10 protein-coding genes are annotated in these 12435 nt (G+C 66.6%); 5 read left to right on the forward strand and 5 right to left on the reverse strand.

The annotated features are described in order from the left end of the window. A partial coding sequence (locus tag CXY72_RS19715; protein WP_199183891.1) for a hypothetical protein occupies window positions 1-246 on the reverse strand: 246 nt, incomplete at its 3' end. Window positions 247-486: 240 nt separating this feature from the next. Beyond that, window positions 487-2091, reverse strand: a complete 1605-nt coding sequence (gene hutH, locus CXY72_RS00495; RefSeq protein ID WP_104125781.1) for a histidine ammonia-lyase — start codon at window positions 2089-2091, stop codon at window positions 487-489. A gap of 142 nt (window positions 2092-2233) precedes the next feature. Here hutH and CXY72_RS00500 point away from each other — a divergent pair, with 142 nt between their 5' ends. Continuing rightward, entirely contained in the window at window positions 2234-3007 is a 774-nt protein-coding gene (locus CXY72_RS00500) for an IclR family transcriptional regulator (RefSeq protein WP_104125782.1), read from the forward strand. 162 nt (window positions 3008-3169) lie between these two features. Here CXY72_RS00500 and CXY72_RS00505 read toward each other — a convergent pair whose 3' ends face one another. Further along, complete coding sequence (locus CXY72_RS00505; RefSeq protein WP_104125788.1) at window positions 3170-3631, reverse strand: GNAT family N-acetyltransferase; 462 nt, start codon at window positions 3629-3631, stop codon at window positions 3170-3172. Between the two features lie 260 nt (window positions 3632-3891). Between CXY72_RS00505 and CXY72_RS00510 the strand changes: the two genes are divergently transcribed. The 4 genes from CXY72_RS00510 (at window position 3892) to paaZ (ending at window position 10382) form a co-directional block, all read left to right on the forward strand. Beyond that, entirely contained in the window at window positions 3892-6030 is a 2139-nt protein-coding gene (locus tag CXY72_RS00510; protein ID WP_104125783.1) for a DEAD/DEAH box helicase, read from the forward strand. A 166-nt stretch (window positions 6031-6196) separates the two neighbouring features. Then, window positions 6197-7381 carry an acetyl-CoA C-acyltransferase gene (locus tag CXY72_RS00515; RefSeq protein WP_104125784.1) on the forward strand — a complete coding sequence of 395 codons (1185 nt, stop codon included), beginning with the start codon at window positions 6197-6199 and terminating at the stop codon, window positions 7379-7381. After that, window positions 7381-8274 (forward strand): 3-hydroxyacyl-CoA dehydrogenase family protein, encoded by an 894-nt coding sequence (locus CXY72_RS00520; RefSeq protein ID WP_104125785.1) that lies wholly within the window; start codon window positions 7381-7383, stop codon window positions 8272-8274. Before CXY72_RS00515 ends, CXY72_RS00520 begins: the two co-directional genes overlap by 1 nt. Window positions 8275-8324: 50 nt before the next feature. Then, window positions 8325-10382 (forward strand): phenylacetic acid degradation bifunctional protein PaaZ, encoded by a 2058-nt coding sequence (gene paaZ / locus CXY72_RS00525; RefSeq protein WP_104125786.1) that lies wholly within the window; start codon window positions 8325-8327, stop codon window positions 10380-10382. A 130-nt stretch (window positions 10383-10512) separates the two neighbouring features. On the opposite strand, the gene CXY72_RS00530 is transcribed toward paaZ, so the two are convergent. Both CXY72_RS00530 and CXY72_RS00535 read right to left on the reverse strand, forming a co-directional pair. Next, on the reverse strand, window positions 10513-10926 hold the full coding sequence (locus CXY72_RS00530) for an ATP-dependent DNA ligase (RefSeq protein WP_370446178.1): 414 nt from the start codon (window positions 10924-10926) through the stop codon (window positions 10513-10515). Window positions 10927-11078: 152 nt separating this feature from the next. Continuing rightward, complete coding sequence (locus tag CXY72_RS00535; RefSeq protein ID WP_104125787.1) at window positions 11079-12317, reverse strand: low temperature requirement protein A; 1239 nt, start codon at window positions 12315-12317, stop codon at window positions 11079-11081. Window positions 12318-12435: the final 118 nt, after the last annotated feature.

The following is a 12435-nucleotide window of genomic DNA, read 5'->3' on the forward strand; positions in this document are numbered from 1 at the left end:
CGGGGTAGGGCTGGTGATCGGCTGAGGTGCGGGTGCGGGTGCGGGTGTGGGTGTGGGTGTGGGTGTGGGTGTGGCCGACGGTTCAGGTGTAGGCGTAGGCGTTGCGATGGGGGTCGGCTCTGCGGTCGCGATCGGTACTGCCGTCGCGATCGGTGCTGGGCTCGTGGGGGCGCCGGCGGGCACCTCGTCGGCAATCGCTGCGATCGGGGCACCGAACAGCGCGAGCGCCACGATGACCACTGCCACCAGTCCGCCTTCGGCCGCCAGTAATGGCCGGCTTCGCGACGCCCGATTCCAAAATTTCGCTCGCCCAAGCCGAGCGTCATGACGGAGCGTGGCGGATAGCAACATATGAAGACCTGATCCATTCGGGTAATGGATTTACGCGGCTCGGGCGGGCCAGCGTGGCGCAAGTATGGCACGGCGCGGTAGTGCTGACAACGGGGTGGATGCGTGACGTAAGGTCGCTACAAGGTTTGCCGAACCCTACGCCAATCCGGGTCCGGCAGCCGAGCGCACCGCGCCGGAGGCCACGAGAGTCACAACGCCGTCGATTTCGGGGGAGAGAAAACGATCGTGCCCGGGGCCGGCGGCCACCGTGCGTCCGAGATCGCGCACCGCTGTGGTCGCGGCGGCGGGGGTGAGCGGTGCGCGCAGATCGAGCGATCGCGACGCCGTCATGATCTCGATCGCCAGCACGCGGCCGAGCCCGTCGAGTGACCGGCGCAGCTTGCGCGCGGCGTGCCAGCCCATCGAGACGTGGTCCTCCTGCATCGCCGAGGAGGGAATCGAATCAACGGATGCCGGCGCGGCGAGTCGCTTGAGCTCCGACACAATGCCGGCGGCGGTGTATTGAGCAATCATGAGTCCGGAGTCCACCCCCACCTCGTGCGCGAGAAACGGCGGCAGGCCCTTGCTGCGGCTCGCGTCGAGGTGACGGTCGGTACGGCGTTCACTCATGCTGGCGACATCCGCTGAGGCGATGGCGAGAAAGTCCAGCACGTAGCCGAGCGGGGCGCCGTGAAAGTTGCCGTTTGAACAGACGCGTCCGTCGACGGTGACGACCGGGTTATCGATGGCGCTGGCCAGTTCGCGGCCGGCAATGAGGGCGGCGTGGGCGGCGGTGTCGCGCGCGGCGCCGTGCACTTGCGGGGCGCACCGCAGGGAGTAGGCATCCTGTACCGACACGTCCTCCGGGCCGGCATGGCTGGCGAGCAGGCCAGATCCGAGCAGCAGTCGGCGTATGTTCGCGGCGCTGTCGGCCTGGCCGAGCTGAGGCCGCAGCTGCTGCAGATCGGCCGCGAAGACGGCATCCGTTCCGAGCAGGGCTTCGACGCTCATGGCGGCCGCGATGTCGGCGGTGGTGAGCAAGCGGGCGAAATCGTCGAGGGCGAGCACGAGCATGCCGAGCATGCCGTCGGTGCCGTTAATGAGGGCGAGGCCCTCCTTTTCGGCGAGCACGACCGGTCTGATTCCGGCCGCGGCCAGGGCTTGGCTGCCAGTGACGAGCACTCCGGTCGCGTCGCGCGCCTGGCCCTCGCCCATCACAACGAGGGCACAGTGGGCGAGCGGGGCCAGATCACCGGAGCAGCCGAGCGATCCGTATTCGTGCACGACCGGGGTGATCTGGGCGTTCAGCACGGCGGCGTAGGTCTCGGCGGCGGCCGACCGAATGCCGGTGCGACCGGTCATCAGGGTACTCAACCGCAGCAGCATGAGGGCGCGAACGACTTCCCGTTCCACCTCGGGCCCGCTGCCGGCGGCATGCGAGCGCACGAGGCTCGCCTGCAACTGGGCACGCCGGTCGGGGGTGATGAACGTTGTCGCGAGAGCGCCGAAGCCGGTGGAGATTCCATAGTGTGGTTCGGGATCCGCAGCGAGGGCATCGATGATCCTGCGGGTCACTGCGACCTCGTCGAGGCTCGAAGGGTCGAGTGTCACGCGCGCATTGTGGCGCGCGACGGCGATCACGTCAGCGAACGAGAGGGCGGCGGTTCCGACAGTGACACTCGCCGTGGCGTTTCTGGCTGCGGAAACGAATGCTGTGCTCGCGGTGAGCGGGTCGGTGCTGGGCGTCTGTGCACGAGTCATGATTTCATTGCACACCCGCGCCGGGGTAGGCGATACGCCGATAAGGTGGATGCTGGCCGGTATACCGGACAGCATCCAGTCTCAACGCACGCGAAAGCGCGTGCAGATCGGCCGCCCAGCGTCGGCGGAGCCGGGACCTGCCATGGAAACACCGTCCAAGGTCCCGGCCGCCCAAAGTGCCCTGCGCATGCTGTCACACCTCGCCGCGCAGCGTGGGCCGACGCCGGCGGCCGCCGTAGCGAGTGCCCTCGACCTGCCACGCTCGACCGTCTACCAGCTGCTCGACGTGCTCGTGGAGCAGGGATTCGTCGTGCACCTGCCCGAGGAACACCGGTACGGGCTCGGCATCGCCGCCTTCGAACTCAGTTCGGGATTCAGCCGCCAGGAACCGCTTTCCCGACTCGGTCGCCCCTTGATCGCGCAGCTCGTCGACCGGTTAGGGGAGAGCGCCCATCTCGTGGTGCTGCACGGTCGGGACGTGATCTACCTCGTCGAGGAGCGTGCTGCGCACCGTCCCTCACTCGTCTCCGAGGTGGGCGTGCGGCTGCCCGCCCATCTCACGGCGAGCGGGCGCGCCCTGCTCGCGGCGGTCCCTGCGGCCCAAGTGCGCGCGCTGTACCCGAACCAGGCGTCGCTTGAGCTGCGGGACGGGCGGGGGCCGGGAAGTCGCCTCGAGCTGCGCGCCATACTCGATCGAGTACGAACAGATGGTTACGCCACGGAGGACGGCGAAATCACACCCGGCATCGCCTCGGTGGCGCTCGCCGTGCGCGATCATGCCGGCTGGCCGGCCGCCGCCATCGCGGTCACCTTCGCACGCGATCGATTTGCCGCGGCCCAGTGGCCCCGGATCGCCCAGGCAGTTATGGCGACGGCCGCAGAACTGTCCCGCCGGATCGGGGGACAGCCGCGCTGAGCCCCCGCGCGAAACCTTGCGGCACTCCGTGCGATACGCCTTGGGCACTCCTTGCGGCACTCCTTGGGGAAGTGGGCACTCGTTCCTCCGGGGGCCCGCTTCTCTACCGAGTGCCGCAAGCGGCCAGGTTGCGGACGAAGGCGGTTCCACCCGCCGCCTGAATTACAGGCTCTTGGCGAAGCAGACGCTGAGCTCTTCGCCGATATACGGGCCGAACAGCTCGATCTGTTCGTAGCCGCGGCCGCGGTAGAGCGCCATTGCTGCGTGTTGCAGCGTGCCGGTTTCCAACGCGAGCGAGCGGATGCCGTGGCTAGCGGCATCCGCTTCGATGCGGTCCAGCAGGCGGCCGGCCACACCGCGGCCCCGAGCTTCTGTGTGCACGAACAGTCGCTTCAATTCAGCTGAGGCGTCGAGGTCGAGCGGTACGAGGGCGGCCATGCCGCACGCCGTACCGCTTTCATCGCGGGCCACGTACACGTCGACGCCGGGACGCTCGAGCTCGTCGGTGCTGAGCAGAAACGTGTTCTCCACGGGATACAGGGAGTGTGCGAAGACGGTGCCGGCGGCGAGAAGCGCCTCGACGTCGGCCTGCCGGGGCGGCTCAATGCCGATCGAAATGGTCATGTCACCAGAATAGAGCGAGGCATTGCAGGCCCTGTTACGTGACTTTTCCGGATTCATCGGGTAGCGTGTATAAGTCGGCTCTTGACACCGCGCTGTGCGCGGATGGGTTTGTAAGTCAAGTTGGGCCGGTTTCCCAGTAATCCGCTGGTGAAAAATCACTGTATGTGAACGGCCCCGACCGCAGATTGCTCGGGTTCTCAGTTACGTCGCACGTGCGATGTTGTTCTGCCATGTACTGAACACAACCCAGAGATATCTTTATGCCTCAAGGCAATTCACACAATTCCGCCGTCGGCCGTGGCGGTAAGAACTTCGATCCCAAGTACGCCTCCAAGGGCGGATCGGGTCACGGCGGTTCCAACAACGCCGGCAGTAAGAGCCCCGGACACCGTGGTTACCGCGCTGATGAGGGTGCGCCCAAGAAGCAGCGCTGGAACGCCGACGAGCGCGCCGCGCGGTCGAACGAGCGGCCCTCGAGCGAGCGCCCAGCCTACGGCTCGCGTTCCGTTCGCCCCGAAAACGGCGGTCGCACCAACAACGACCGCAACGAGCGCCCGGCCTACAACAACGACCGCCCTCGCACGGACCGTCCGGCCTACAACAACGACCGCCCTCGCACGGACCGTCCGGCCTACAACAACGACCGCCCGGCTCGTACCGACCGNCCGGCTCGTACCGACCGCCCCTCCTATGGTGACCGCAACAGCGCTCCCCGCACCGAACGTGCCTCTTACGGCGACCGAGCCCCGCGCACGGATCGCCCGGCGTACAACAACGATCGTCCGTCCTATGGCGACCGCGGCAGCGCCCCGCGTACGGAGCGTCCCTCTTATGGCGACCGGGCCCCGCGCACCGACCGCCCGGCGTACAACAACGATCGTCCGTCCTACGGCGACCGCGGCAGCGCCCCGCGCACCGAGCGTCCGTCGTATGGCGACCGCGCCCCGCGCACGGATCGTCCGGCTTACAACAACGATCGTCCGGCTCGCACGGAGCGTCCGTCGTATGGCGACCGCGCCCCGCGCAGCTTCGACGACCGCGCCGCGCGTCGCTCGAACGACGATCGTCCGCCTCGTCGTGACTTCGGTAACGACCGCCCGATCCGTTCCGACGATGGCGACAGCAAGTTCTACCCGAAGCGCAGCGAAGACGGTGTCAAGCCCACCTTTGCCGGCGGCGAAGACGTCGTGCTCGAGCGTCTCGAAGCCATCGCGACGACGGCCTCCGATGTCGTCGGTGTGACCTTCGGGGACCTGGGCCTCGGCGAGAACATCGTGCGCGAGCTCGCCGCCCTCGGCGCTCCGTCACCTTTCCCGATTCAGGCTGCCACCATCCCCGACGTGCTCGCCGGGCGCGATGTGCTCGGGCGCGGCAAGACCGGATCCGGCAAGACCATCGCCTTCGGTGCTCCCCTGGTGGAGAAGCTCATGGAGAACAACGGCGCTAAGGACCGCAAGATGGCCCGCAAGCCCCGCGCGCTCATCCTGGCCCCGACCCGTGAGCTCGCCCTGCAGATCGACCGCACCGTGCAGCCCATCGCCCGCAGCGTCGGCCTCTTCACCACCCAGATCTACGGCGGCGTTCCTCAGTACCGCCAGATCAGCGCTCTCCAGCGCGGCGTGGACATCATCATCGGCACCGCCGGCCGCATCGAAGACCTCATCGACCAGGGTCGTCTCGACCTGAGTGAAGTCGTCGTGACCGTGCTCGACGAGGCCGACTACATGTGCGACCTCGGGTTCCTCGAGCCGGTGCAGCGCATCCTGCGCCAGACCAAAGCCGGCGGCCAGAAACTGCTCTTCTCCGCCACCCTCGACAAGGGCGTTGCCTCGCTGGTCAAGGAATTTTTGACCAACCCGGCCGTGCACGAGGTCGCCGGCGAAGACCAGGCCTCCTCCACGATCGACCACCGCGTGCTCGTCATCGAGCACCGCGACAAGGGCCGCATCATCGAAGAGCTCGTCAACCGCGAGGGCAAGACGCTCATCTTCAGCCGCACGCGCGCCTATGCTGAGCAGCTCGCCGACCAGCTCGAAGACGCCGGAGTCAAGGCGACCAGCCTGCACGGTGACCTCAACCAAGCTCGCCGTACCCGCAACCTGCAGATGCTCACCAGTGGCCGGGTCAACGTGCTCGTCGCAACGGATGTCGCTGCTCGCGGAATCCACGTTGATGACATCGACCTGGTCATCCAGGCCGACGCGCCCGACGAATACAAGACGTACCTGCACCGTGCGGGACGTACTGGCCGTGCTGGCAAGACCGGAACCGTCGTGACGCTCATCCCCAAGCAGCGCAAGCGCCGCATGGACGAGCTGCTCGACCGGGCCGAGATCGACGCGAGCTACACCACAGCCACCCCCGGTGACGCGGCTGTGCGCGAACTCGCCAACATCTGATAATCGTTTGATCTCAAGGGGCACCCGCCGAATGGCGGGTGCCCCTTGTGCATGCCGCGCGGGTTGTGCGAACCCACCCACATCTGCCACAATTACTTTCCGACCGGTCGGTAATCTATTCCACGTTCCCGCAGGCACACGCAGACACCGTCTTCAGGAGAGAAACATGGCCGAGGCCTACCTCGTTGGAGGAGTACGCACCCCCGTAGGTCGTTACGGAGGAGCACTGGCCTCGGTTCGTCCCGCCGCCCTCGCCGCCCTCGTCGTCGGTGCGGCCGTGCGCCGCGCCGGCATCGACCCGGTACTGATCGAAGAGATCATCTTTGGCGCCGCCACCCAGGCCGGTGAGGACAACCGCAACGTCGCCCGAATGGCCGGATTGCTCGCTGGCCTGCCCGATCACGTGCCGGGCATCACCGTCAACCGGCTTTGCGCCTCCGGTATGTCGGCGATCACCATGGCCGCGCAGGCCATCCGTGCCGGCGACGCCGACCTCATGATCGCCGGCGGCGTCGAATCGATGACCCGCGCCCCCTGGGTGCAGGCCAAACCCGATCGCCCCTGGGCTAAGCCCGGCGCCCAGTTCGACACCTCCATCGGCTGGCGGTTCGTGAACCCCACACTTGCCGCCCGCGACAAGGCCACCTTCTCCATGTCGGAGACGGCCGAAGAAGTTGCCCGACTCGATGGCATCACCCGCGCCGAAGCGGATGCGTTCGCTCTCCGCAGCCATCAGCGCGCCGCCGCCGCGATCGACGCCGGTCATTTCGTCGATGAAATCGTCGGCGTACCCACCAAAAAGGGCGAGGTGCTCGTCGACGAGGGTCTGCGGCGCGACACCACCCTCGAAGGCCTCGCCGCCCTGCTCCCGATTGTCTCCGGCGGCTCCGTCGTCACGGCCGGCAACGCCAGTTCGCTCAACGACGGCGCCTCGGCGATTCTCGTGGCGAGCGGTGAGGCGGTGAAAAAGTACGACCTGACGCCGCGCGCCCGCATCGTGGTCGGCGCGAGCGTCGGCCTGGCCCCGGAAATAATGGGCCTCGGCCCGGTCGCGGCCACCCAGCGCGCCCTCGACCGCAGTGGCCTGAGCATCGCCGACCTCGGAGCGATCGAGCTCAACGAAGCATTTGCCACGCAGTCGATTGCGTGTATCCGTCGCCTGGGCCTCGACGATGAAATCGTCAACCGCGACGGCGGCGCTATCGCGCTCGGGCATCCGCTCGGATCGAGCGGTGCACGCCTCGTCGTCACCCTGCTCGCCCGCATGGAGCGGGAAAATGCCCGGCACGGCCTCGCGACGATGTGTGTCGGCGTCGGCCAGGGCTCGGCCCTCATTGTGGAGCGTGCCTGATGCCGGTGTCTGAACTGCAACTGGGTGATCGCGGCGAATCCGGCGTTCCCGCGCTCGTTGGGGTACTCGGCGGCGGGCGGATGGGCGCCGGCATAGCACACGCTTTTTTGCTCGCCGGAGCCCACGTGGCCCTCGTCGAACGGGGCGACACTGAAGCGACGGCCGCCCGCGAACGTGTGCTGCGCGCCGTCGATGCGAGCATCGCCCGCGGCGCTACCGGGGAAACCCGCGCGGAACTGATGGCTCGCCTCGCCGTCGGAGTGGACTTCGGCCTGTTCGCCGACCGGGAACTGGTCGTCGAAGCCGTTCCCGAGGTGCGTGCGCTGAAGATCGAGGCCCTGCAAAAGGTCGAGGCCCAGCTTTCAGCCGAGGCCGCCCTCGCGAGCAACACCTCGTCGATCTCGATCGACGACCTCGCCGACGAACTGCAGCGTCCGGCGCGTTTTCTCGGTCTGCACTTCTTCAACCCGGTGCCCGCTTCGAATCTGGTCGAACTCGTCACCGGCAGCGCTACCTCACCCGAATTGGTGGCGGATGCTCAGGGCTGGGTTTCTGCCCTCGGCAAAACTCCGATCACCGTCAGTGACGCGCCCGGATTCGCGTCATCCCGGCTCGGAGTGGCCCTCGGGCTCGAGGCCATCCGAATGCTCGAGGAGGGTGTCGCGAGCGCCTCGGATATTGATGCCGCGATGATGCTCGGCTACAAGCATCCGGTTGGGCCGTTGAAACTGACCGATCTGATCGGACTTGACGTGCGTCTGGGCATTGCCGAGTACCTGCACCAACAGCTCGGCGCTCGCTTCGAACCGCCCGCGCTGCTGCGCCGGCTCGTCGCAGAGGGCAAGCTCGGCCGCAAGTCCGGCCAGGGCTTCTACCGCTGGAACGAAGCCTGATGAGTGCCAGGGCCCCTACCGCATCCCGCACAGAAGACAAGGAAAATCCCATGACCACCATTCTGCCCAGCTACGTCCAGGGCGCCTGGTGGACCCCCACCGACGCATCCGCTGCTGTCGACGTCTGTGACGCCTCGACCGGTGAAGTCGTCACCCGCGTCAGCACGCACGGCCTCAACCTCGCGGAAGCGCTCGAGTACGCACGCACGATCGGCCAAAAGTCGCTCGGCGCGCTCACCTTTCACCAACGTGCTGTGCTGCTCAAACAGATGGCGCTGGTGCTGACCGAGCATAAGCAGGAGCTCTACGCCCTCTCCAGCCGCACCGGCGCGACCAAGGTCGACTCCTCGGTGGACATTGACGGCGGCATCGGAGTGCTGTTCAGCTACTCCTCCAAGGGCCGCCGCGAACTGCCCAACGCCCGCGTCTACGTCGACGGGCCGGTCGAGCCGCTCTCCAAGGACGGCTCCTTCATCGGCCGCCACATCTACTCGCGCCTGCCCGGAGTCGTCGTGCAGATCAACGCGTTCAACTTTCCGGTCTGGGGAGCCCTCGAGAAGTTCGCGCCGGCTTTTCTGGCCGGAGTGCCCACCCTCGTGAAGCCCGCCACCCCCTCCGGCTACCTCGCCGAGGCGTTCGTGCGCATCCTCGCCGACTCCGGCCTGCTGCCGGAAGGTTCGCTGCAGCTGGTCTCGGGCAGCGTGCCGACCCTGTTCGATGACGTGCGCCTCGGCGACCTGGTCGCCTTCACCGGATCCGCCTCCACCGCCGAAAAGCTGCGCGCGAACGACTCCGTGCAGACCGGGGGAGTGCGCTTCACCAACGAGACCGACTCGATCAACGCATCCGTTCTCGGAACGGATGCCGCCGTCGGCACCCCCGAATTCGACGCCTTCGTCAAGCAGGTCGTCACCGAGATGACGGTCAAGGCCGGCCAGAAGTGCACCGCCATCCGCCGCGTCATCGTGCCGCGCGCGGCCATGGACGACGTCGTCGCGGCCGTGCAGGCGCGCATCATCGAACGCATCGTGCTCGGCGATCCCCGCGCCGAGGGCGTCACCATGGGTCCGCTTGCCTCCGTCGCGCAGCGCCTCGAAGTCCTCAAGCAGGTCGCCCGTCTTCAGGCCGCCGGTGGCCAACTGGTCGTCGGCAAAACGGATGCCCCGGCCGTTCTGCATGCCAACGGCACAACCGCGCCCGCTCCCGATGGCGCTTTCGTCGAGCCGCTACTGCTGCGCTTCGATGACGCCTTTGTTGCCGCCGTGCACGAGGTCGAGGCTTTCGGCCCGGTCTCGAGCGTGCTCGGCTATGACACCCTCGACGAGGCCATTGCCCTCGTGCGGCGGGGTGGCGGGTCGCTCGTGACGAGTATCGCCACCCATGACCCTTCCGTGGCCGTCGCTTTGATGACCGGAATCTCCGCCTTCAACGGTCGCGTGCTCCTGCTCGACCGCGACGACGCCCGCACCTCCACCGGGCACGGTTCGCCGGTTCCGCAGCTCGTGCACGGCGGCCCGGGCCGGGCCGGCGGCGGCGAAGAGCTCGGCGGCATCCGCGCGGTGCTGCACCACATGCAGCGCACCGCCATCCAGGGCTCGCCCGAAATGCTCACGGCCATCACCGGAATCTGGCACCAGGGTGCCTCTGCGCGGGTCGGCGACACGCATCCGTTCCGGAAGAGCCTGGCCGAACTCGTGATCGGTGACCAGATCGTCTCGGACTCCCGCACGGTGACGCTCACAGACATCGAGACCTTCGCGCAGTTCACCGGGGATACCTTCTACGCCCACATGGACGAAGAGGCGGCCGCGGCCAACCCGTTCTTCCCGGGCCGGGTGGCGCACGGCTACCTGCTAGTCTCCTGGGCCGCCGGACTATTCGTCGACCCGGCGCCCGGGCCGGTACTCGCCAACTCCGGGCTGGAGAACCTGCGGTTCGTCACACCGGTCTCGCCCGGTGACAGCATTCGCGTTGCGCTCACTGCGAAGCAGATCACCCCGCGCGAGACCGACGAATACGGCGAGGTGCGCTGGGATGCCGTGCTGACCAACCAGAATGACGAACTCATCGCGTCCTACGACGTGCTCACGCTCGTCGCGAAGCACTAGGTCGCGGCAGATTCGAAAAGCAGGCCCGCATTTTCAGCGTGGGCCCGCTTTCGTAAATCGGAGTGAGGTCTGGTCACTGACTTTGTCCGGAGCGCCTGCTGCCGCGAAGCGGAGTATGCCGTGACGCGGACTATGCCAGGACCGTGTCGGTGCGAGCGGTCGTTCGCGCATCAATTGTCGTTTTCGAGCGCACCGTGAGAGTGGTGACCGGCGACGAACCGGCCTCGCTCACGATCATGAGCCCCTGAGTGCTGTTCGCCGAGCGGCTGAGGTCCTCGATCCACGCTCGGCTGAGCGTGACTGCGTGTCCGCCGGCATATTTGAAATACAAGGGGATGGCCTGGTTTAGCCAGATAGAACTGCGACCAGACCCCACCGATGGGCAATCCTGCCAGGACAGGAGAAAACTCTCGCCCCGGCGCAGCTTCTGCACGATCACGAGTTGCAGGTGCGCGAGGGTGCGATCATCGATCTCCACGACGACGCGGTCATACGTGAGAGAGCCCATGATTGCCTTCCGATCTGTTTCAGCGATCTCGCTCATCCCAGTATTGTGGCTGCGCGGGCGCAACAGTAGAGTCCAACGTCCCCCTCGTCCTGCACTCACTGTGTTCGGGCCCCGGGCCAGCGTCCTGCGGGCAGGCCTGGCATCCGCTTTGGTCAGTCCGCCAAAAAAGCCCGCGTCCCGGGTTCTGTTCAGCCCGCATCGTCGTCGGTCGTACCGGCGTGGACTCGCACGATGGTCTCCCATGCCGCCACGGTCACCAACACCACGGAGGTCACCGCCCCTAGCCCGAGCGGGGTCAGGACCGTTGCTGCCACGCCGGCCAGGGCCAGCAGTCCGAGCCCCACCAGGTGGGATACGAGCAGCGTGCGCGTGACGATCCAGCGAAAGAGCAGCAGCCCGACCAGATAGCACAACGGCCCGCCGATAATAGTCACGGCTACCGGGAGCGTCATGGCACCTTCCGGATGCTCCAATAACGACTTGTCCGCGACCGAGGTCAGCACGATTGCCGCAATGATGATCGCGTGCACGTAGGTGTACGCCAGCCGAGCGATGCGGCCCGGCGCGCTCGATGCCGCGATTGCTTTGCTCCCGGCCTGCTCTCCGTGATCGAAGTAGAGCCACCACATGGCTACCCCGTTCACAAAGGCGAGAAAGAGCCCGGCTATCCCGAGAGCAGATGCCTCCTGATCGACAAATGCAAACCCGGTGACCAGAAAGGACTCACCCACTGCGATGATGACGAACAAGGCACTGCGCTCGGCGATGTGCGGTCCAGACACATCCCAGTCATCCACGCCCGGCGCTTTCAAGCCAGGAATGCGAAATCCCAGGCTGGCTGAGCCGTACTCGATCACCAGGGCGATCAACCAGGCCGGCAGCCGCACCGATAGGGGCATGAGGCCCCCCAAGATCCAAAAGACGCTCGCTACCGACAGCCAGAGCAGAATGCGTAGAAAGGTCGCGTGCAGGGCCGGATCGTGCCGGGCAAGGGCGAGCACCATGAAGACCGTGCGGCCCAGTTGCAGGGCAACATAGGCGACGGCGAAGACGAGCCCCTGATTGCCAAAGGAATCGTAAATCGACGCGCTGATCACGAGTCCCACGAGGGATAGCCCGATCACGACGCTGCGTACGGGAAGCTTGGCCGGGTCGAGCCAGTTGGTCACCCAAGTCGTGTAGACCCAGAGCCACCAGAGCGCGAGCACCAGGATGATCGACTCGAGTGCTCCCACCCAGGACTGGTTGGCGTAGAGGTAGCGCGACAGCTGGGTGAGCGCGAAGACAAAAATGAGATCGAAGAACAGCTCAATGTGGGTCACTCGGTCGCTGCGTTCCGAGTCTGCTGGCCGCAGCAGGTTTCGCCGAAACCCGAGGCGCAGAGCCCATGCTCGATGTTCGAGCGGATGCTGCTGTGTCGTCTTCATGGATCGGCTCACCTCTTCAGTCTCCCCCTACCCGGTCGCGACACGCCCGGGTGGGGGGCGTTTTGACGGGTGGGTGGTGGGACCGTAATGTATCTATACGTACCCCAAAGGTGCGGAA

The organism is Cryobacterium sp. Y57 (assembly GCF_002929505.1).
Taxonomy (GTDB): domain Bacteria; phylum Actinomycetota; class Actinomycetes; order Actinomycetales; family Microbacteriaceae; genus Cryobacterium.